This is a genomic window from Leisingera sp. ANG-DT (assembly GCF_000813785.1).
Lineage (GTDB): Bacteria > Pseudomonadota > Alphaproteobacteria > Rhodobacterales > Rhodobacteraceae > Leisingera.
In genome coordinates this window covers 1-19,913 of record NZ_JWLE01000011.1, presented here as the reverse complement: position 1 = coordinate 19,913, position 19,913 = coordinate 1, and the positions used below count along the sequence as shown (strand labels likewise).

Sequence of the window (19,913 nt, the reverse complement as noted above, 5' to 3'; positions counted from 1 at the left end):
GAGCGCCCCGGTGCTGCGCATTGATAAACTGACCAAACGGTTCGGCGGTAAGATCGCGGTGGATACCGCTACGCTGGACATCGACAAGCCCTGCATGATCGGCATCATCGGCCGCTCCGGCGCAGGTAAATCCACTCTGCTGCGGATGCTGAACCGGCTGGAAGACGCCAGCGGCGGCCGCATCCTGTTCGAGGGGCGTGAAATTACCGGACTGAAGGGCAAGGGCAAGCGCGCCTGGCAGTCCGAGTGCGCGATGATTTTCCAGCAGTTCAACCTAGTGCCGCGGATGGACGTTGTTTCCAACGTTTTGCACGGCACATTGAACCGCCGCAATGCGATGGCGACGCTGTTCAACCTCTATCCGATGGCAGATATTCACACGGCGATCGACATCCTCGACCGGCTCGGAATTGCTGAACATGCCGCCAAGCGGGCAGAGGCGCTGTCGGGCGGCCAGCAGCAGCGGGTGGCGATTGCCCGGGCGCTGATGCAGGACCCGAAAATCATTCTGGCGGATGAGCCGATTGCCTCGCTGGACCCGATGAACGCCCAAACCGTGATGGAGGCGCTGCGCCGCATCCACGAGGAAGATGGGCGCACCGTGATTGCCAACCTGCACACGTTGGACACTGCGCGCCGCTATTGCGACCGGGTGGTCGGGATGCGCGACGGGCGAATCGTCTTTGACGGGCTTCCGGAGCAGCTGACCACCGGGGTGGCCCGCGAGATTTACGGCGCCGGAGAGGAATTTTCCGAGGCCGCCACCTCAACCGAGATCGAAACGCTGGAAAAGACGGACGCGATGCGCACCGCCATTCCCGCCGAATAACCCCGAACCTGAATTCATCGACCCGGCGGGCTGCTCTGCCGGGACCCAACCGGAGAGACATGAGATGAAGAAACTGATTGCTGCCGTTCTGGCAACCACCGCGCTGACTGCCCCTGTTGCGGCAGAAGAGATCAAGGAATTCCGCATCGGCATCCTGGGCGGAGAGAACGCTCAGGACCGTTTGAGCAAGCAGGAATGCCTGCGTGAACAGACCGAGGAATTGCTGGGCGTTGAAACCAAGCTGTTTGCGCCTGCCGACTATAACGGCGTGATCCAGGGCCTGCTGGGCGGTACCATCGACATGGCGTGGCTGGGTGCTTCGGGCTATGCCAAGACCTACCTTTCTGACCCTGAGGCTGTTGAGCCGGTGCTGGTCAAGGTGAACACCGATGGCAGCTATGGCTATTACTCCATTGGCTTTGCCCGCAAAGACAGCGGTGTCGAAACCCTGGAAGACCTGAAAGGCAAGACTTTCGGCTTTGGCGACCCGAACTCCACCTCCGGCTACCTGATCCCGTCGATCGAAATTCCGCAGGTGACTGGCGCGACCATGGACTCCGGTGACTACTTCGGCGAAGTGAAGTTCACTGGCGGCCATGAGCAGACCATTGTGGCCGTAGCAAACGGCGACGTGGATGGCGGCGTCAGCTGGGCAGACGGCCTGGGCGAATGGGAAGACGGCTACAATTCGGGCGCGCTGCGCCGCGCCGTGGATGCCGGCCTGGTCGATATGAACGACATGGTGGAAATCTGGAAATCGGCGCCGATCCCGGAGGGCCCGTTTGTTCTGCGCACCGAACTGCCCGAAGATGTGAAGGTCAAAATGACCGGATTGCTGGCCTCGATGAACTCTATCGACCCGGACTGCATGTATAACGTGCTGGGCGGCGAATCCAAAGGTCTGATGCCGATCACCCATGACGCTTACGAAGTGATCATCGAGGCCCGCAAGCTGAAGTCCCAGTAATTTCAGCCCAGCACTTATTTAGTTGTGCTCTGCGGGGTTCCGGGCCGGTCTTGGAGCCCCGCAATTTCCTGGATGGACCCAGTAACACCCATCCCTAGAAGATCAGGATCCCCAAATGGCAGATTTGACAGCCGCCCGGCCGGGCATCGAGGACATCCGGCAGCACTACACCGCCCATACCCAGCGCAAGCGGCTCTATGGCGGTATTCTTCTGGCGGTTTTTGTGGCGCTAATGGTGTCTGGATTCCGCACAGCGGATGCCCGTAACGCAGGCTCCTTTGCTGACGGGTTCACCCGCATTTTCGACTATCCTGCCGAAGTTCTCGCGGAGGCCGCCGAAAAGGCGGCGCAACTGCCGGGCCATGTGGTGCATTTCTTTCCGGCGCTGGTGGAGACATTGAACATCGCCGCCGCTTCGACCCTGGTGGGGGCCGTGTTCGGCACACTGCTGTCGCTGCTGGCGACCCGCGGCATGGCGCCTTGGCCCGCGCTTATCCCGCTGTTCCGCCGCATCAGCGATGTCTGCCGGGCAATTCCGGAAATCGTCATTGCGCTGGTGCTGATATTTGTGCTCGGCGGCGGGCCAGTGCCTGCGATGATCGCGATTGCCATCCACACCGCCGGCGCGCTGGGCAAACTGTTTTCCGAGGTGAATGAAAACGCCTCGCTGAAACCGGTTGAAGGCCTCACCTCTGTCGGCGCCACCTGGGCCCAGCGGATGACGCTGGGGGTGATCCCGCAGGTTGGCCCGAATTATGTGAGCTACGCGCTCTTGCGCTTTGAGATCAACATCCGGGCCTCTGCCATCCTTGGTTTCGTTGGCGCGGGCGGCATTGGCTACGAGCTAAAAAACGCCATGTCCTGGGGGCAGGGGCGCTATGACGAGGCAGCCGCGATCTTCCTTCTTCTGTTTGTCACCATAGTGGCCGTTGACCAGCTGTCCGGCCTCTTGCGTGACCGCCTGACCCATGGAGCGAAGGCATGACCACTTTTGACACCACCCTTACTTCGGCTGACCTGAAGTCAGACATCTCGCGGCTGTTCCTGAAGAAGCGGTTGATGAATTTTGCCCTGCCCGCCGCGGTGCTGGCCTATCTTGCCTATGTCTTTGTGATCTTCGACATGCCGGGGCTGTGGGAGCGTGCCAGCCTGGACAACGCCACGACCCTGGTCAGCGACAGCTACAGCTACAAGACCCATGTCACCCGAGACAACCGCAGCGGTGAGGTGTCGGTGGCCATCGAGGGCGAGCGCAAGGGCGCCTATCCCGACGGCATGTCACCGGACTGGGTGGCCCTGGGCGAGACCACTGTGATTGATCTGGAGGCTGGGCATAAGGTCACCTTCGGCCCGGAGACCATCGCATATGAAATCCCCGGCTATGGCACAGTGCGCGCCACGCCGAGCCGCAGCGCGGGCGTGCAAGCGGAACTGCCTGCCGGTGATGTGCCGGAGTGGATCAGTGTTTCGAAGAACCGCCTGGCCGTCACCACGGAGGCGGGCCGCCTGACCGTGACCCGCAACCGGGCGGAAGTTTTCCGCTATTTCGCGGGGTGGGAGCTGTTCTTCTTTACCCTCGACAGCCCGTACTACGGCATGGGCGCAGGGGAGCTGGTGCAGCGGGCTGCCACTGGCGAGGCTGGCGCAATCTTCCAGGAGTTCTGGACCAATAAGATGTGGCGCCACCAGGATGTGGCCTGGGCCATTGCTGAGACCCTGCTGATGGCCTTCCTCGGCACCATCGGTGCAGGCATCATCGCGCTTCCTCTGGCCTTTCTGGCGACCCGGAATTTCATGCCCTTGCGCAGCGTCCGCTTTGCCATGCGCCGCGTGTTCGATTTCGTGCGCGGCGTCGACTCGCTGATCTGGACAGTGGTGCTGGCGCGGGCCTTTGGCCCCGGGCCGCTGACCGGCGCGCTGGCGATTCTGGTGACGGACACTGGCACCTTCGGTAAGATCTTCTCCGAGGCACTGGAGAACGTTGACCAGAAGCAGATCGAAGGCGTGGCCTCAACCGGAGCCAAGCCGGTGCAGCGCTACCGCTTCGGGGTGATCCCGCAGATCACGCCGGTTCTGCTGAGCCAGCTCCTTTATTTTCTCGAGTCGAACACACGGTCAGCCACCATCATCGGCGCTATCACCGGCGGCGGCATCGGCCTGTTGCTGACCCAGGCGATCATCACCCAGAAGGACTGGGAGGAAGTGGCCTATTACATCACCTTGATCATCCTGATGGTGATGCTGATGGACTGGTTCTCCGGCTGGCTGCGGCGCCGCCTGATCAAGGGCGAGGGCGGCAAGGCCAAGCGCAAGCCGCGGAAGCCGGAAGAGGGCGGGGCGTTCCTGCTGCCCTGACCTTGCCCCGGCTTGCTGAGGAGGACTGACAATGCCCCGGTTGAAGGCCGAAGAACCGTTCATCCACCCTGATTGCACGATCACTGGCAGCCGTTTCGGTGCCTATGTCGAAATCGGCGCCGGCTGCCGGGTGGCGAACGCAGTGATCGGAGACTACAGCTATTGCGACCGGACCTGTGACATTGCCAATGCAAAGATCGGCAGGTTTGCCAATATTGCCAGCTTCGTGCGGATCGGCGCCTCTGACCATCCGATGGAGAAAGCGTCTCTGCACCACTTCCTCTACCGCTCTGCAAGCTATTGGGACGATGCAGAGGATGATGCGGAGTGGTTTTCCCACCGCGCCGGGCGAACTGCCTGCATCGGCCATGACACCTGGATCGGCCATGGGGCGATGATCAAGCCAGAGGTGACCATCGGGCATGGCGCTGTCGTGGCCTCAGGCGCGATTGTGACCAAGGACGTGGCACCCTACACCATTGTTGGCGGGAATACCGCCAAAGTGATCCGTCGGCGGTACCCTGAGGCGGTTGCCGGGCAGATGCTGGACCTGGCGTGGTGGGACTGGGACCACGAGGCCTTGCGGACCGCGCTGCCGGACTTCCGCAGCTTGAGGGCCGAAGAGTTCCTGGAGAAGTATTCCTGATCCGGCGGGCGGCTCCCGCCTGTTCCAGCACATTCCCAGAATGTGCGTCACAGTTGGGCGTGGTGCCGCTGCGCGGCGACGCGCTTCAGGGGCAGGTTTGCCCTGAAGCGCCTTTTCTATTTTTGGTCTGCCAGCCCCGCCTCAAGGGTAAACGGCGCAGCGCGCCGCCGCCTTGCGATCCTTGGCCCGGGGCTGTCAGGGGTCAGGCGGCGCCTGCGTCGACCAGTTGGGTGGCGATGTCGAGGAACACCTTGGCCTGGGGGCTGCCGGGCTTGGCTGCCACGATGGGCGTGCCGTTGTCACCAGCCAGCCGCACGTCCAGATGCAGCGGTACCTCGCCCAGCAGCGGCACGTTCAGCTTTTGCGCCTCAAGTGCGACGCCGCCGTGACCGAAGACATGTTCTTCATGCCCGCAGTTGGAGCAGATGTGGATGGACATGTTCTCGATCATGCCCAGTACAGGCACGTTCATTTTGCGGAACATGTCGATGCCCTTGCGCGCGTCGATCAGCGCCACATCCTGAGGGGTGGAGACCACGATGGCACCGTCCACATGGGTCTTCTGCGCCAGCGTCATCTGCACATCGCCGGTTCCCGGCGGCAGGTCGACGATCAGCACGTCCAAATCACCCCATTGCACCTGCAAGAGCATCTGCTGCAGCGCGCCCATCAGCATCGGCCCGCGCCAGATCACCGCCTGGTCCTCGCCGGTCATCAGTCCCATCGACATCATTGTGACCCCATGGTTGCGCAGCGGCAGGATGGTCTTGCCGTCGGGGCTGGCGGGGCGGCCGCTGACCCCCAGCATTTTGGGCTGCGAGGGGCCATAGACGTCGGCATCCAGCAGGCCCACTTTGCGCCCTTGCATTGCCAGCGCGCAGGCGAGATTGGCGGAAACGGTGGACTTGCCAACGCCGCCCTTGCCCGAGGCCACGGCGAGGACCCGGGCCACGCCGGGCACCTTCTGCGGCGCCTGCTGCTGCGGCTGGGCTGCTTTCTTCGGTTTCAGGTCCGGCAGTGCCTTTTCCGAATGGGCGGTGAGCATCGCAGAGACCTTCTCCACCCCGGGCAGTGCCGCCACGGCCGCATCTGCCTTATCGCGCACCGGGCCGTAGGCATCGGACTTGCCGGGATCAATTTCCAGCACAAAGCGGACGGTGCTGCCCTCGACGGTAACTGCGCGGGCGATGCCTGCGCTGACAATGTCACTGCCGCTGACGGGGTCGGTGATGGATTTGAGCGCCTCAAGGACGGTTTCACGGGTGACGGTCACGCCGGTCTCCTGTAGCTGGTCATGTCTTGCGCCTGTTCTGGCGCAATTCGGCTGGTCTTGCCAGCCATACCCGGGCAGGAGTTTGATTTAGCGCATCCTGGAGTCAGCTTTTTTGCGGGCTGGCCTTGTTCAAGACCGGACACTTGTCGGTAAACGCCGCAGCGCCGCGCGTCAGCGCGGCGCTGGGCCCAACGGGAGGAGGCCCATCGGGCCGAGGACGGGCGGGAGGATCCCGTCAGCTGGCTAAGGCCACCTCGGCGGCGTTCATCACCGCGCCGATGCGGCGGCCGGTGTCCACCATGCGGTTAGAGAATCCCCATTCGTTGTCATACCAACTGACCACCCGCACCAGCCCCTCCGCTGTGACAGCGGTTTGCGCTGCGGCAAAGCAGCTGGAATGCGGGTCGTGGTTGAAGTCGACGGAGACAAGCGGGTCATCCTCGTAGGAAAGGATGCCCTCCAGCCCGTTTGTGGCAGCCGCTTTGACTGCGGCATTGACTGCTTCAACTGTGGCTGAGCGCTCCGGCACAAAGCTCAGATCCACAACGGAAACGTTGGCAGTGGGCACCCGGATGGCAGAGCCTTCCAGGCGGCCATTCAGATGCGGCAGCACCTCCGAAATTGCCCGGGCCGCTCCGGTGGAGGTGGGGATCATTGATAACGCGGCGGCACGCGCGCGGTAGAGGTCTTTGTGGCTGGTGTCATGGGTCGGCTGGTCGCCGGTATAGGCGTGGATCGTGGTCATATAGCCGGTCTTGATTCCAAAGGCCTCGTCCAGCACCTTGGCCAGCGGCGCCAGGCAGTTGGTGGTGCAGGAGGCGTTGGAAACGATCAAATCCTCTGCCGTCAGGTCCATGTGGTTCACACCAAAGACCACAGTCCGGTCGGCATTCTTTCCGGGGGCGGAGATCAAAACCCGCTTGGAGCCGTTTTTCAGATGCCGGGCGGCATCGTCACGAGCGGTGAACAGGCCGGTACACTCATAGGCGATGTCCACATCCTCCCAGGGAAGGTCCTCCGGGTTGCGGAAGGCGCTTAGGCGGATGCTATGAGGGCCGACGCGGATCAGATCGCCCGCCAGAAACACAGGTGTCTTCAGGCGTCCGTGCACGCTGTCGTATTTTAGCAAATGCACCAGCGTTTCCGGCGGCGACAGGTCGTTGATGGCCACGACCTCGATATCCCTGGCATCGCGTTCCAGCAGCGCCCGCAGTACCCCGCGGCCAATCCGCCCGAATCCGTTGATTGCAATTTTCAGTGTCATCTCTGATCTCCGGCTGGTGTACCGGAGTTTAATCCGGTAGCGATAACGGTTGCGATACCGATAGCGATAACAAATGCGAAAATCAAGCCCCTCGCCGGTAGAGCAGCCCTTGCGGTGGCCAGCAAACTGCAGGAGCATGGGGGATGACCAAGAAACTGCTTCTGAAAGACGTGGCCAAGCTGGCCGGTGTCAGTGAGATGACCGCGTCCCGTGCCTTGCGCGGGGCACCGGATGTATCAGCCAAGACCAAGGCGAAGATCGAGGAAATTGCCCGGACCCACGGTTATGTTCCGAACCGGATTGCCGGTTCCCTGTCCTCGCAGTCGGTCAATCTGGTGGCGGTGGTGGTGCCGTCGCTGAACAGTTTTGTTTTCCCGGAGGTGCTCTCTGGTATTTCTGCCGTCTTGAAGGACAGTCCGCTGAAGCCCGTCGTTGGCGTCTCCGGCTACGACCTTGAAGAAGAGGAAAGCGTCACCCGCGAGATGCTCAGCTGGCGCCCTTCCGGTCTGATTGTCGCCGGGCTGGAGCACACCGAGGCAACACGCCGGATGCTGCAGCAGGCCGACTGCCCGGTGGTGGAGGTGATGGATGTTGACGGCGACCCTGTGCGCCACTGCGTCGGCATTTCGCATTTGCAGGCAGGCCGCGATATGGCAGAGCAGATCCTTGCCCGCGGCTACCGCAAGATCGGTTTCATCGGCACCAAGATGCCGCAGGATTTTCGTGCCAGGAAACGCTTTGATGGCTTCACGGACGGGCTGGCGGCGCAGGGTGTGACGCTCGGCGATACTGAGCATTACTCCGGTGAAAGCGCAATCCAAACCGGCCGCCAGCTGACGGCGCAAATGCTGGCGCGCAGACCGGATTTAGAGTGCATTTACTATTCCAGCGATGTGATGAGCGTTGGCGGGCTGATGCATTGCCTGGCCGCGGGCCTGTCGGTGCCCGGTGATATCGCCTTGGCCGGTTTCAATAATCTTCAAATCCTGCAGGGCTTGCCGCTGCAACTGGCGACGACGGATGCCTGCCGCCATGAAATCGGTGAACGCGCGGCGCAGATCATTCTGAAATCGCGGGAGCCGGGCGGGACAGACGGGCTGGTATTCAATCGCCTGGCACCGGCAATCAGCCTGGGTGAGACGCTGTAGTCAACCGCCGGAATCATAAGCATTTCCTTCGGAAGGGTGCGGGCCTGCCGGGCCGCCCGGCGATTTTTCTAGCTTTACCGGCCGCCCCGAGGCAACCTGAGAACATGGTTCCAGTGCAGCACGGGTCAGCCCGCTAAAGGAGTGCAGATGCCTAAGTACAACGACATGTTCGAGCTTTCGGTCGAAGATATGGACCTGATTGAAACCTCGTTGCGCCACACGCGGGATGCATTATCTGAAGCGCATCCCGCAGCGGGCAGCGCAGATGCGGAAACCCTGCGCCGGGTTCATGCCCTGCTGGGGCAACTGCATAACCAAAAGATATTCTATTACCCGAAGGACAAGGTTTATGTCAGCGGGTGAAGCCTCTGCCAAAAGAAAAAGCGCTCCCCGCGGGACGGAGAGCGCCGTAGCCTGTGATATGGCTTAAGTTCACATCGCAGCCTTGAAAAGCTGGGTAAGATTTTCCTCGGTCAGCTCAATCGGGTTGCCGCCGCAAGAGGGGTCAATGATGGCCCCCTTGACCAGCTCGGGGATGGCCGCTTCGGTTACGCCCAGGTCTGAGAGACCGCGCGGGATGCCCAAGGAGTCGTTCAGCTCCTGCACGAAGCTGCGGAACCCGTCGAAGCCGCCATCAATGCCCAAGTAAGCCGCCGCCATTTTGAACCGGTCCGCAATCGCAGCGGCATTGAACTCCAGCACCGCTGGCATGCAGACCGCGTTGGTGGTGCCGTGGTGGGTGTTGAAATGCGCGCCGATCGGGTGGCTCATCGCGTGGATCGCGCCGAGGCCCTTCTGGAAGGCGGTGGCGCCCATTGCAGCCGCCGACATCATCTGCGCGCGGGCCTCGATGTCGGTGCCGTCGGCATAGGCGCGCGGGAGGTAGTCCTTGACCAGGCGCATGCCCTCCAGCGCAATGCCTTGGGACATCGGGTGATAATGGGGGCTGCTGAACGCCTCGACGCAATGAGCAAATGCATCCAGTCCGGTGCCTGCAGTGATGAACTTGGGCATGCCGACGGTCAGCTCTGGATCGCAGATCACCACCGCGGGCAGCACCTTGGGGTGGAAGATGATCTTCTTCTGGTGGGTGACGCTGTCGGTGATCACCGAGGCGCGGCCCACTTCGGAACCCGTGCCAGCGGTGGTCGGCACTGCGATGATCGGCGCAATGGCATCGGCGTCGGCGCGGGTCCACCAGTCGCCGATATCCTCAAAATCCCAAACCGGACGGGTCTGCCCTGCCATGAAGGCGACCATCTTACCCAAGTCCAGGCCGGAGCCGCCGCCAAAGGCGATCACCCCGTCATGGCCACCCGCATTGTAGGCGGCAACGCCGGCGTCCAGGTTCTTCTCATTCGGGTTCGGATCGACCTCGGAGAACATGGCGCGGCCCAGGCCTGCGGCCTCCAGAATGTCGAGTGTGCCTTGGGTGACCGGCAGATCGGCCAGGCCTTTGTCGGTGACCAGCAGCGGGCGCGTGATGCCGGCGGCGGCACAGGCATCCGCCAGTTCCTTGATCCGGCCTGCGCCGAACTTGATTGCGGTCGGGTAGGACCAGTTTCCAACGAGAGACATGATGTGTTCCTTTGATGCAAGTGGCCCGCCCCGGGAGGAGAAACGGGGCGGGCGGGGCCGTCCGTCAGCCGGTGACCTTTTTCAGGTGATAGGATTTCGGACGGGTCAGATTGTGATAGCCGATGACCGAGAGCCCGCCGCCGCGGCCGGTGTCCTTGCAGCCGGTCCAGCACAGGCCCGGATCCAGGTAGTCGGCGCGGTTCATGAAGACAGTGCCGGTCTCGATCCGGTCCCCCACGGCTTGCGCCCGCTCCACATCTCTGGTCCAGAGCGAGGCGGTGAGGCCGAAGTCGCTGTCATTCATCAGCCGGATGGCTTCCTCATCCGAGGAGACCTTCATGATGCCGACAACCGGGCCAAAGCTTTCCTCCCGCATCACCCGCATGTCGTGAGACACGTTGGTCAGGATTTGCGGCGTCAGATAGGCGCCGCCGTCATCCTCGGAAAAGGTCCCGATATGGGCCACCGCGCCCTCCTCAACCGCCTCGGCGATCTGGCCGCGCACCTCGCTGGCAAAACGCACATTGGCCATCGGGCCGATGGTGGTCTCCGCATCAAGCGGGTTGCCCAGCTTGTAGCCCTTCACGATGGCAATCGCTTTCTCCAGGAAGGCGTCAAACAGGCTTTCGTGCACATAGATCCGCTCGATGCCGCAGCAGCATTGGCCGGAGTTGAACATGGCGCCGTCAATCAGCGTGTCCACCGCGGCGTCCAGATCGGCGTCTTCCATGACATAGCCCGGGTCCTTGCCGCCCAGCTCGGTGCCAACGCCGGTGAAGGTGCCGGCTGCCGCGCGCTCCATCGCCTGGCCGCCGCCAACCGATCCGGTAAAGTTCACGAAGTTGAAGGCCTTGGCGGCAATCAGCTCCGAGGTGGTGCCGTGATCCAAGAAGACATTCTGGAACACGTCTGCGGGGACCCCTGCGGAATGGAAGGCCTGCGCCATGCGCTCGCCCACCAGGAGGGTCTGGGTCGCGTGCTTAAGAACCACGGTGTTACCGGCAATCAGTGCCGGTGCCACGGTGTTGATTGCGGTCATATAGGGGTAGTTCCAGGGGGCGACCACAAAGACCACCCCATGCGGAATACGCTTGATGTAGCGCTTGAAGGTTGCGTCCTCGCCGACCTCAATATCCGCCAGCGACTCTGCAGCGATCTTTGCCATGTGGCCTGCGCGCTCGTTAAAACCGCCAAACTCGCCGCCGTAACGCACCGGCCGGCCCATCATATGCGCCAGTTCCGGCACGATTTTATCGTTCATCGCACCGACGGCGGCCACGCCTGCCATCACCAGTTCAATGCGCTCCTGCAAGGGCCGTTCCGCCCAGGCTGTCTGCGCTGCCCGTGCCCGTTCCGCCGCTGCAAACGCGTCCTCGCGCGACAGCACTTCGCGTTCCGCAAAGACCGATCCGTCAACCGGTGAGATGCATTTCAATACCTGGCCCATTGCCATTCACTCCATTCAGAAAGGGCAAAGCCCTCTTCATCTTTCCGAAAATACTCCGGGGGTCCGGGGGCTGGCCCCCGGCGCGTCCGGATCATGCCCGCTCGAACCCGCGCGCAATCTCGTAATCGGTAACCACCCGGTCAAAATCCTCGATCTCCACTTCCGCCGCGCGGACGTAGTGGTCGACCACATCATCGCCAAGGGCCTTGCGCAGCATTGCTGAGCCTTTAAGAGCCGCCGCCGCATCGCGCAGGGTGCCCGGGATCATGCCGGTATCGCCCTGGTAAACATCGCCCCGAGTGGGGGCTTGCAGCTCCAGCCCTTCTTCGATGCCGGCAATGCCGGCCGCCAGCATGCCTGCCATCGCCAGATAGGGGTTCATGTCGGAGCCCGGAATGCGGCATTCGACGCGGATTGCCTTGGTCCCGTCGCCGCACAGCCGGTAGCCCGCGGTGCGGTTGTCCACAGACCAGATGATCCGGGTTGGCGCAAAGGTGCCCTTCATGAAGCGCTTGTAGCTGTTGATATAGGGCGCCATGAAGGCGGTGTAGTCGGGCGCGTATTTCAGCAGGCCCGCCATATAGTTCTTCATCAGCGCGGACATGCCCAGCTCGTCATTCCCGTCAAAGAACGCGGGCTTGCCGTCCTGCCACAGTGACTGATGCACATGGGAGGAGGAGCCGACCTTGTCGTGGCTCCACTTCGGAAGGAAGGTGACCGCGTGGCCCTGTTGCTCCGCGATCTCCTTGATCGCGTGCTTGGCAATGGTGTGGAACTCCGCCGTGTCCATCGCCGCGGCGTATTTGATGTTCAGCTCCTCCTGGCCGGTCTCCGCCTCGCCCTTGGAGTTCTCGATGGGCAGCCCCGCGTCCCACAGGTGGTTGCGGATCGGGCGCATCACATGCTCCTCGCGGGTGGTCTGCAGGATGTTGTAATCCTCGTTGTAGCCGGAGATCGGCTCCAAGTCGCGGAAACCCGAGCGGCGGATCTCGTCAAAGCTCCTGGCGAACAGGAAAAACTCCAGCTCGGTGGCGCACATGGCGTCGTAGCCCATCGCCTTCAGCCGGTTCACCTGCTTCTTCAGGATCGCCCGGGGGGAGTGGGAGACTTCCTCGTGGGTGTGGTGGTCCAGCACGTCGCACAGCACCATCACGGTGCCCTCCAGCCACGGCACCGGACGCAGAGTGGAGAGGTCGGGCTTCATCACATAATCGCCGTAACCCCGCTCCCAGCTGGTCGAGGCATAGCCGTCCGGCGTCGCCATCGCCAGGTCGGTGGCCAGCAGATAGTTGCAGCAATGGGTTTCCTCCCAGGCGCCATTCACGAAATGCTTGGCGTGGAAGCGCTTGCCCATCAGGCGGCCCTGCATGTCCACAAGGCAGACCAGAACGGTGTCTACGGTGCCATCGGCAACCTGGTCCTTAAGAGTGTCGAAGGAGAGCATGAGCGGCCCTTTGTCTGTTGCGCGCAAAACTTTTCTTCAAAAGTTTTGGCAAATTCCTTGAGTAAGGAATTTGGCCCGCTTAGACGCAGGCCAAATTCCATGTTTCAGCGCTGGCCTCAGCCGTAACGGTAGGGACGGCCGGCCTTCTGCATGTCAGCGTTATACTTCTTGAAGATCTCCACAACCTTCGCCTTGGTTTCGGACTCGGCCGCGATTTCATCCCAGAATTTCACGGCCGCGTCTTCCACTTGCTGCCACTCGTTGTCCGGAATGGTGGTCAGCTTCATCTTGTCACCGTTCACGCGCAAGGATGCTTCGCCGCCCCAGTACCACCACTGGCGGTAATAATGCGACTGGTCGCAGCAGACGCGGAACAGGGTCTGCAGATCTTCCGGAAGCTCGTTCCAGCGGCCCTGGTTGGCAAAGAACGACCCCGCCCAGGCGCCGGAGATGTTGTTGGTCAGGAAGTAGTCGGTCACATCAGCCCAGCCGACGGTGTAGTCCTCGGTTATGCCGGACCAGGCGATGCCGTCCAGCTCGCCGGTCTGCACCGCAACTTCGATGTCCTCCCAGGGCAGAGTGACCGGCACCACGCCGAACTGGGCCAGGAAGCGGCCCGCGGTCGGGAAGGTGAAGACGCGCTTGCCCTTCAGGTCCGCCAGCGAGTTGATCGGGTCCTTGGTGGCAAAGTGGCATGGATCCCAGGCGCCGGCCGAGATGTGCTTGACGCCGACCTTGGAGTATTCCTCGTCCCAGATCTCGTTCAGGCCGTACTGGTTGAACAGCACCGGAACGTCCAGCGAGTAGCGGGAGGCAAAGGGGAAGTAGCCGCCGAACACGGTGACTTCGGTGGGCGAAGCCATCGAGTCGTCATCCGACTGCACCGCGTCGATGGTGCCGCGCTGCATGGCGCGGAACAGCTCACCCGTGGGAACCAGCTGGTCGGCATAGTATAGCTCGATCTGCATCCGGTCGCCGGCGATCTTGTTGAACATATCGATGGCGGGTTTCACCACATGCTCGGCCAGCGCAGCACCTGCATAGGTCTGCATCCGCCACTTGATGGTGGACTGGGCCAGCGCCGGGGTGGCCAGCGGTGCCGCCATGGCGCCAACGCCGGCGGACTGAAGAAACTTACGTCTTGTTGTCATAATTCTCACTCCTTGTTGAAACATCCGGCCCCTTGGCAGGACTCTCCTTGGTTATTTTCCGTAGACATATTCCGGCAGCCACAGGGCGATTTGCGGGAAGATCATGATCAGGGCGAGCGCCAGCACCATCACTGCGGCAAAGGGGATGATCGAGACATAGATGTCCTTCAGTCCGATCTCCGGCGGCGCCATGGCGCGCATCAGGAACAGGTTGTAGCCAAACGGCGGCGTCATATAGGCGATCTGGGTGGTGATGGTGTAAAGCACCCCGTACCAGATCAGGTCGAAGCCAAGCGCCCCCACCAGCGGCACATAGAGCGGCGCCACGATCACCAGCATCGCGGTGTCATCCAGGAAGGTGCCCATCACGATAAAGCTCAGCTGCATCAGGATCAGGATCATCCAGGGGCTGAGACCCAGTTTGGTGGTGAACAGGTCCTCGATTGCCTTGACTGCACCTAGGCCGTCAAAAATGGCGCCAAAGGCCAGGGCTGCGAGGATGATCCACATGAACATGCAGGAGATGCCAAGCGTCGAGCGCACTGAGGTTTCGAACACCTCTTTGGTCATCCGCCCCTTCAGCACCGCCGCGATGAAGGCGGTCATGGCGCCGATGGCAGAGCTTTCCACCAGAGAGGTCCAGCCGTTCACAAAGGGCACCATCATCGCGGCAAAGATCGCCAGCGGCAGCACGCCGGAGAACAGCAGGCGGTACTTCTCCTTCATGAAAACGTCCTTGTAGAACATCGCGTTCTTGCGGGTCAGGAAGGAGAGGAGGCCGAGCGCCAGTGCCACGCCAAGCGCGGACTTGGTTTCCATAGCACCGGACAGGATCAAGAGCGGAACCAGCACCAGCGCACCCAACACGATGTAGTTCAGGCGCAGCGGATGGTCGGTGACTTGTTCGTACTCAGCCAGATCTTCAGGGTGCATTGCCGGGCCGAGGTTCGGCTGCATCCGGGCGCGGACGTAGATGTAGATGATGAACATGGTGGCCATCAGCAAGCCCGGGATCACACCAGCCAGCCACAGCTGCCCCACGGGCTGGCGCGCGATCATCGCATAGAGCACCAGCACCACCGAAGGCGGCACCAGGATACCCAGTGAGGAGCCCGCCTGAATGGTACCGGTCACCAGGATCTTGTCATAGCCGCGGCGTAAGAGTTCCGGCAGCGCAATGGTCGCACCAATGGCCATGCCAGCAACCGACAGGCCGTTCATGGCTGAGATCAGAACCATCAGGCCGATAGTACCGATGGCCAAACCGCCCTTAACCGGCCCCATCCAGACGTGGAACATCCTGTAGAGATCGTCGGCGATTTTCGACTCCGACAGCACGTAGCCCATGAAGATGAACATCGGCAGTGTCAGCAAGGGATACCACTTCATCAGCTTCATGGCGGCGGAGAAGGGGATCTCTACCCCGCCGGTGCCCCACAGGAGCATGCCCGCAACCGCGCCGACAAAGCCGATGGCGCCAAATACCCTCTGGCCGGTCATCAGCATGAGCATCATGCCGGCAAACATCACGATGGCGATCCATTCGTAGGACATCAGATTTCAACTCCGCGCAGGCGTCCGATATCACGGAACAGTTCGGCAAGGCATTGCAGCAGCATCAGGAAGACGCCGAAGCAAAGGATGGTTTTGACGGGCCACAAGAAGGGGCGCCAGGCGGTGGAACTGCGCTCCAGATAGCCGAGTTTTTCGCCTGCGGCGGCGGGGCCTTCGCTCAGCAGCGTTTTCAGCAGGTCCCAGAAGAACTGCAGCGGTTCCAGCCCGAAATAGCCGAGGGAATAGGCGGTTGAGCTGAGAGCGCCGTACATCAGGATCACCAGATAGGCGATCAGGAACAGCACGGTGAAAGCATCGACCATCGCCTTGGTCTTCGTGGACCAGGCCCCGTAGAACAGGTCCATCCGTACGTTTGACCCAAGCTGCATCGAGTAAGGGCCGCCCAGAATGTAATAGGCGACCATCACGAATTGCGCGGTCTCCAGCGTCCAGAGCGACGGGTTGAAGAAAGTCTTGGAGACCGAGGACCACAGAAGCACCCCGATCAGAGCAAAGATCAGATACATGGCAAAGCGGCCAATGGCGCGGTTCATCGCGTCGATGCCGCGGACGTAAGCCCGGATAATTCTAGGCATCTGGCCCTCCCTCTGCCGTCAGCGCGGCCAGGGCTGGGCGCAGCAATGTCAGCATTTCTTCTGCCATGGCCTCTTCTTCTTCTGGTGACGCCACCAGATCATTGCGGATCTCGATCATTACATTGGCCAGCCCATGCGCCAGCCCGTGGATTTTCAATGAATGGGTGACGCCGTCAGCCGGGCCATAGGGCTCGTTTCGTTCAACCCGGCGGTGCGGCAGGGCAGGGGCCTCTGCCAGCATCGCGTCTGCCAGGCGGCTGTCGTCATCGTGCAGGATGCCGATCTCCACCGCGCGCTGCTTGCCGAAATAGACTGGCGTAAAGCTGTGCATCGTGACCAGAACAGTCTGCAGCCCGGATTCTTTGCGGGCCTTGATCACCTCAGAAACGGCAGCGCAGAAGGGGTCATAAACCGTTTCAACCCGTTCCAGGCGCTGTTCTGCGGTCAGTCCCTTGTTGCCGGGAATTTCCACCAGTTCGGATTTCCCCGGCATTGCGCTGGAGGCCTCTGGCGGGCGGTTGCAGTCGTAGACCAGCCGCGACACGGTGCTGGCAACCATCGGGGCATCCAGCACTTTGGACATATGCAGGGCCACGGCCCGCGCGCCTGGGTCCCATGCGGCATGGCTCAGCCGGTCGGCCTCGCGCAGGCCCAGCCCGTCATAACGGGCGGGGATATTGCTGGAGGCATGCTCGCACAGAAGCAGGACCGGGCTGGTGCCGTTACGGTTCACCACCTCCACCGCGTCCTTCTGAGTGTGAGAATCACTCTCGTGCATGCGCCGCCTCCCTGCGAATTGGAAAAATGTTTCCATGAAGAGATATTTGTGTCAATATTTTTTCATGATCGGTTCCGGACAGGGATTCCTGAAACTTTCTTTTCAGGCCGGTTCCGGGGTAGAAAGTGTCTGTTCAAAAACAGGATTGCGCCGTTGTCGAAACCTCCTGCCACCGTTCGCGAGTTGATCCGCGAAAACTATTCCTCGCTCACTCAATCCGAACGAAAGTTCGCGAACTTGCTGCTGGAAAACTATCCTGCGGCCGGGCTGGCCTCGATCACCATCGTCGCCGGGAATGCTGAAGTGTCCACGCCGACGGTGGCCCGGATGGTGCAGAAACTGGGGTTCAAAGGGTATCCGCAGTTTCATCAGGCCCTGCTTAAGGAGCTGGAGGCCAAGGTTTCCGGTCCCACCAAGCGGCGCGACAACTGGGCCTCTGAGGCGCCCGAAGGCCACCTGCTGAACAGATTTGCACAGGCGGTGACTGACAACCTGCAGCAGACGTTCTCCAACATCGACTCCGCCCATTTCGACGCCGCGGTGCATCAGCTGGCCAACACTGAGGGGCGGCTTTACGTTGTGGGCGGGCGCATCACCCGGGCGCTGGCGGATTATGCCTTCACCCACTTCCAGGCGATCCGGCAGCGGGTCACCCATATGACGTCCTCCTCCGCCACCTGGCCGCATTACGTTCTGGACATGGTTGAGGGCGATACGCTCCTGATGTTCGACGTGCGCCGCTATGAGACCAACCTGCAAAGATTGGCCGAGCTGGCCTCGGAGCGCGGGGTGAAGATCGTGCTGATCACCGATCAATGGGCCAGCCCGATTGCGTCGGTAGCCGAGCACACCTTCAACTGCTGGGTCGAAATCCCCTCGGCCTGGGACTCCAACATCTCCACCATGATGCTGCTGGAGGCGATGATTGCCGCCACCCAGGAGGAGAGCTGGGACAAGACCAAGGACCGCTATGACCGGCTGGATGAGCTGTTCGATATGACCCGGCTGTTCCGCAAGTTCTCCTGATCCGGCCAGGTTCTTCTGATCCGCCGCATGGACATTGCTCGCCGGTTGCGCCTTACTGATGGTATAGCCGGTTTCATTCAGGCAGGAGTATTCACATGCGTTTTTCCGGAATTCTGACAGCTGCCGCGGTGGCAGCAGTGATTGCCTCGCCCGCAGCTGCCAATCCGCTCAGCCGTATCCTGGCCAAGTCCGGGCTGACACCGCAGGACACCAACATCATGCGGCAGGCGGAGCAATCCCTGCTGGCTGAGGCACAGGGCGGTAAACGGGCCAAGTGGAGCAACCCGGACAGCGGCGCGCACGGCGAGGTTCAGGTGGCGGGCAAGGAAGGCGACTGCGTTCTTTTGCAGCACCAGGCCTTTGTCAAAGACGATCAGACGCCAAAGCAGGCCCGCCGGAAATTCTGCCTTTCCGAAGGCAAGTGGCTGCTGTCCCAGTAAGGCCGCAGTGCCCCCCCCCGCAGCAGTTATTCCGAGGAAAAAGAGATGTCTGAAATTACCCGCAGCCACACCACCCAGCGCATGAGCCAGATCGTGACCCATGGCGATACCATCTATCTTGCAGGGCAGGTCGGCACCGCAGGCGCCAGTGTGGCGCAGCAGACCCAGGATTGCCTGGACAAGATCGACGCGCTGCTGGCGGAGGCGGGCAGTGACAAGACCAGAATCCTTCAGACGGTTATCTGGCTGTCTGACATGAGGGATTTTGCTGAGATGAACGCGGTCTGGGATGCCTGGGTGGCAGAGGGCCATGCCCCGGCGCGCGCCTGCGGCGAAGCGAAGCTGGCCCGCGAGGATTTCCTGGTGGAACTGATCGTAACCGCGGCCAAAGCCTAAGTTAGCCTTGGCTGGTATGGGAAAGGCGGGCAGGCAGCCCGCCTTTTCCTGATATTTAGTCCAGAGCCGCGGCAGCCTTCCTAATGGCCGCTTCGGTCTGTTCCAGATCCTCGTCTGTCAGCGCCAGGCTGGGGTAGGTCTTGCCCGGCGATTTGAAGATGCCTTCCTGGCGCAGCACCTCGTTTTGGCGCTTGGTGCGTTCGGCTTTTCCGGCCTGGGTGTCCCGGTAATCGCATACTTTGGAATCTGTGAAAACGACCTCGTACACTGCTGGTTCACCTGCGATCTGGAACGGGACCCCGGCTTCTTCCAATGCTGCAACGGTCATCTGCATCAGCCTTTGGCCGATGCGGTTCAGCTGGTCATAGGTACCTTCGCCGCGCAAAACTTCCATGGTTTTCAGGCTCGCAACCGCCGCCACCTGATTGCCTTACAGCGTGCCCAGCTGCATCAGCCCGCCTTCAGCGCCCACTTCCGCCTTGTCGAAATGCCGCATGATGTCGGTGCGCCCCACGGTAGTTCCGCAAGCGAGGACATCTTTGGTCCCGTTCTCTCGGTCCTTAAGTTACAGTCCGAAGCCAAGGCGATCGGTATTGCCAGCTTCGCTGGATACAGGCCGGCTCGCGGTGTCTTTACCTGCGACCGGAGCTTGCCACCTGCTGTATCCGCCAGATCTGCGCTGGCCTGGTTTTAATGAGCAATGGAGCCGCTCGTGGCGTCTAGGCCGTCTTGGCAACTGCGAAACTCCGGCTGCGGCTGCGGAAAGGGCAGCGGAGCGCTTCCGGTTGGGGCTTCCGGGCTGGACTGGCCGAAGTGAAGCAGTGCGGAAGAGGGGCTTCGGCTCTGAACTTTCGATTCCTGGTTTTGGTTTTGTGGATATGTTTGTTGAGTCTGTGGGTAAGTGGTTTCTGGCGGGGTTTTGGTGTGATTTGGTTGGTCCTGGGTTTGAGCGGGCTTTGGGTTTTTGGTCAGTGTTGCTGACTTTGTTGTTGTGTAAGTTGTTGATATTGTTTGATTTGTG

21 protein-coding genes are annotated in these 19,913 nt (G+C 61.4%); 11 read left to right on the top strand and 10 right to left on the bottom strand.

Annotation, left to right across the window (positions count from 1 at the left end; translation table 11 throughout):
- The first annotated feature begins 10 nt into the window (after positions 1-10).
- From phnC to RA21_RS11915, 5 genes are all read left to right on the top strand, one after another.
- Positions 11-829: a phosphonate ABC transporter ATP-binding protein gene (gene phnC, locus RA21_RS11935; protein ID WP_039136719.1), complete on the top strand. Its 819-nt coding sequence runs from the start codon at positions 11-13 to the stop codon at positions 827-829.
- A gap of 64 nt (positions 830-893) precedes the next feature.
- Positions 894-1,796: a phosphonate ABC transporter substrate-binding protein gene (phnD, locus tag RA21_RS11930; RefSeq protein WP_039149185.1), complete on the top strand. Its 903-nt coding sequence runs from the start codon at positions 894-896 to the stop codon at positions 1,794-1,796.
- 115 nt (positions 1,797-1,911) lie between these two features.
- Positions 1,912-2,781 carry a phosphonate ABC transporter, permease protein PhnE gene (phnE, locus tag RA21_RS11925; RefSeq protein WP_019296731.1) on the top strand — a complete coding sequence of 290 codons (870 nt, stop codon included), beginning with the start codon at positions 1,912-1,914 and terminating at the stop codon, positions 2,779-2,781.
- On the top strand, positions 2,778-4,151 hold the full coding sequence (gene phnE / locus RA21_RS11920; protein WP_039149184.1) for a phosphonate ABC transporter, permease protein PhnE: 1,374 nt from the start codon (positions 2,778-2,780) through the stop codon (positions 4,149-4,151). The genes phnE (RA21_RS11925) and phnE (RA21_RS11920) overlap by 4 nt, the downstream gene beginning before the upstream one ends.
- Positions 4,152-4,182: 31 nt before the next feature.
- Positions 4,183-4,797, top strand: coding sequence for a chloramphenicol acetyltransferase (locus RA21_RS11915; RefSeq protein WP_039149181.1), 615 nt, complete (start codon positions 4,183-4,185; stop codon positions 4,795-4,797).
- 202 nt (positions 4,798-4,999) lie between these two features.
- On the opposite strand, the gene RA21_RS11910 is transcribed toward RA21_RS11915, so the two are convergent.
- Both RA21_RS11910 and gap read right to left on the bottom strand, forming a co-directional pair.
- Positions 5,000-6,070: an Mrp/NBP35 family ATP-binding protein gene (locus tag RA21_RS11910; RefSeq protein ID WP_039149178.1), complete on the bottom strand. Its 1,071-nt coding sequence runs from the start codon at positions 6,068-6,070 to the stop codon at positions 5,000-5,002.
- A gap of 235 nt (positions 6,071-6,305) precedes the next feature.
- Positions 6,306-7,334: a type I glyceraldehyde-3-phosphate dehydrogenase gene (gene gap, locus RA21_RS11905; protein WP_039149175.1), complete on the bottom strand. Its 1,029-nt coding sequence runs from the start codon at positions 7,332-7,334 to the stop codon at positions 6,306-6,308.
- 143 nt (positions 7,335-7,477) lie between these two features.
- Here gap and RA21_RS11900 point away from each other — a divergent pair, with 143 nt between their 5' ends.
- Positions 7,478-8,482 (top strand): LacI family DNA-binding transcriptional regulator, encoded by a 1,005-nt coding sequence (locus RA21_RS11900; protein WP_019296726.1) that lies wholly within the window; start codon positions 7,478-7,480, stop codon positions 8,480-8,482.
- A 147-nt stretch (positions 8,483-8,629) separates the two neighbouring features.
- Positions 8,630-8,845 (top strand): hypothetical protein, encoded by a 216-nt coding sequence (locus tag RA21_RS11895; protein WP_019296725.1) that lies wholly within the window; start codon positions 8,630-8,632, stop codon positions 8,843-8,845.
- A 69-nt stretch (positions 8,846-8,914) separates the two neighbouring features.
- On the opposite strand, the gene RA21_RS11890 is transcribed toward RA21_RS11895, so the two are convergent.
- The 7 genes from RA21_RS11890 to RA21_RS11860 all read right to left on the bottom strand — a co-directional run bounded on the left by RA21_RS11890 (position 8,915) and on the right by RA21_RS11860 (position 17,030).
- Positions 8,915-10,060, bottom strand: coding sequence for an iron-containing alcohol dehydrogenase (locus RA21_RS11890; protein ID WP_019296724.1), 1,146 nt, complete (start codon positions 10,058-10,060; stop codon positions 8,915-8,917).
- A 64-nt stretch (positions 10,061-10,124) separates the two neighbouring features.
- On the bottom strand, positions 10,125-11,507 hold the full coding sequence (locus tag RA21_RS11885; RefSeq protein WP_039149172.1) for an aldehyde dehydrogenase family protein: 1,383 nt from the start codon (positions 11,505-11,507) through the stop codon (positions 10,125-10,127).
- 91 nt (positions 11,508-11,598) lie between these two features.
- Positions 11,599-12,951, bottom strand: coding sequence for a glutamine synthetase family protein (locus tag RA21_RS11880; protein ID WP_039149169.1), 1,353 nt, complete (start codon positions 12,949-12,951; stop codon positions 11,599-11,601).
- 116 nt (positions 12,952-13,067) lie between these two features.
- A complete protein-coding gene (locus RA21_RS11875; protein ID WP_019296721.1) occupies positions 13,068-14,102 on the bottom strand; it encodes a TRAP transporter substrate-binding protein in 1,035 nt (344 codons plus the stop codon).
- Positions 14,103-14,153: 51 nt separating this feature from the next.
- Complete coding sequence (locus RA21_RS11870) at positions 14,154-15,656, bottom strand: TRAP transporter large permease (RefSeq protein ID WP_039149166.1); 1,503 nt, start codon at positions 15,654-15,656, stop codon at positions 14,154-14,156.
- The gene (locus RA21_RS11865; protein ID WP_039149163.1) at positions 15,656-16,252 is read right to left on the bottom strand and encodes a TRAP transporter small permease subunit; all 597 of its coding nucleotides are present in this window, start codon (positions 16,250-16,252) and stop codon (positions 15,656-15,658) included. The genes RA21_RS11870 and RA21_RS11865 overlap by 1 nt, the downstream gene beginning before the upstream one ends.
- Positions 16,245-17,030 carry an N-formylglutamate amidohydrolase gene (locus tag RA21_RS11860; protein WP_019296718.1) on the bottom strand — a complete coding sequence of 262 codons (786 nt, stop codon included), beginning with the start codon at positions 17,028-17,030 and terminating at the stop codon, positions 16,245-16,247. Before RA21_RS11860 ends, RA21_RS11865 begins: the two co-directional genes overlap by 8 nt.
- A gap of 153 nt (positions 17,031-17,183) precedes the next feature.
- Between RA21_RS11860 and RA21_RS11855 the strand changes: the two genes are divergently transcribed.
- The 3 genes from RA21_RS11855 to RA21_RS11845 all read left to right on the top strand — a co-directional run bounded on the left by RA21_RS11855 (position 17,184) and on the right by RA21_RS11845 (position 18,892).
- Positions 17,184-18,056 carry a MurR/RpiR family transcriptional regulator gene (locus tag RA21_RS11855; protein ID WP_019296717.1) on the top strand — a complete coding sequence of 291 codons (873 nt, stop codon included), beginning with the start codon at positions 17,184-17,186 and terminating at the stop codon, positions 18,054-18,056.
- Positions 18,057-18,151: 95 nt separating this feature from the next.
- Positions 18,152-18,496 carry a hypothetical protein gene (locus tag RA21_RS11850; protein ID WP_019296716.1) on the top strand — a complete coding sequence of 115 codons (345 nt, stop codon included), beginning with the start codon at positions 18,152-18,154 and terminating at the stop codon, positions 18,494-18,496.
- A gap of 45 nt (positions 18,497-18,541) precedes the next feature.
- Positions 18,542-18,892: a RidA family protein gene (locus RA21_RS11845; protein WP_019296715.1), complete on the top strand. Its 351-nt coding sequence runs from the start codon at positions 18,542-18,544 to the stop codon at positions 18,890-18,892.
- 55 nt (positions 18,893-18,947) lie between these two features.
- Here RA21_RS11845 and RA21_RS11840 read toward each other — a convergent pair whose 3' ends face one another.
- On the bottom strand, positions 18,948-19,313 hold the full coding sequence (locus RA21_RS11840) for a hypothetical protein (RefSeq protein ID WP_052257645.1): 366 nt from the start codon (positions 19,311-19,313) through the stop codon (positions 18,948-18,950).
- A gap of 172 nt (positions 19,314-19,485) precedes the next feature.
- Here RA21_RS11840 and RA21_RS23025 point away from each other — a divergent pair.
- On the top strand, positions 19,486-19,913 hold a 428-nt coding region (locus RA21_RS23025), incomplete at its 3' end, for a hypothetical protein (RefSeq protein ID WP_206540059.1).

Coding starts and splice junctions, on each gene's coding strand:
- RA21_RS11900 (WP_019296726.1), top strand. CDS start 7,478: ATGACCAAGAAACTGCTTCTGAAAGACGTGGCCAAGCTGGCCGGTGTC.
- gap (WP_039149175.1), bottom strand. CDS start 7,334: ATGACACTGAAAATTGCAATCAACGGATTCGGGCGGATTGGCCGCGGG.
- RA21_RS11875 (WP_019296721.1), bottom strand. CDS start 14,102: ATGACAACAAGACGTAAGTTTCTTCAGTCCGCCGGCGTTGGCGCCATG.
- RA21_RS11915 (WP_039149181.1), top strand. CDS start 4,183: ATGCCCCGGTTGAAGGCCGAAGAACCGTTCATCCACCCTGATTGCACG.
- RA21_RS11890 (WP_019296724.1), bottom strand. CDS start 10,060: ATGTCTCTCGTTGGAAACTGGTCCTACCCGACCGCAATCAAGTTCGGC.
- RA21_RS11870 (WP_039149166.1), bottom strand. CDS start 15,656: ATGTCCTACGAATGGATCGCCATCGTGATGTTTGCCGGCATGATGCTC.
- phnE (WP_019296731.1), top strand. CDS start 1,912: ATGGCAGATTTGACAGCCGCCCGGCCGGGCATCGAGGACATCCGGCAG.
- RA21_RS11860 (WP_019296718.1), bottom strand. CDS start 17,030: ATGCACGAGAGTGATTCTCACACTCAGAAGGACGCGGTGGAGGTGGTG.
- RA21_RS11880 (WP_039149169.1), bottom strand. CDS start 12,951: ATGCTCTCCTTCGACACTCTTAAGGACCAGGTTGCCGATGGCACCGTA.
- RA21_RS11885 (WP_039149172.1), bottom strand. CDS start 11,507: ATGGGCCAGGTATTGAAATGCATCTCACCGGTTGACGGATCGGTCTTT.
- RA21_RS11895 (WP_019296725.1), top strand. CDS start 8,630: ATGCCTAAGTACAACGACATGTTCGAGCTTTCGGTCGAAGATATGGAC.
- phnE (WP_039149184.1), top strand. CDS start 2,778: ATGACCACTTTTGACACCACCCTTACTTCGGCTGACCTGAAGTCAGAC.
- RA21_RS11865 (WP_039149163.1), bottom strand. CDS start 16,252: ATGCCTAGAATTATCCGGGCTTACGTCCGCGGCATCGACGCGATGAAC.
- phnD (WP_039149185.1), top strand. CDS start 894: ATGAAGAAACTGATTGCTGCCGTTCTGGCAACCACCGCGCTGACTGCC.
- RA21_RS11850 (WP_019296716.1), top strand. CDS start 18,152: ATGCGTTTTTCCGGAATTCTGACAGCTGCCGCGGTGGCAGCAGTGATT.
- RA21_RS11845 (WP_019296715.1), top strand. CDS start 18,542: ATGTCTGAAATTACCCGCAGCCACACCACCCAGCGCATGAGCCAGATC.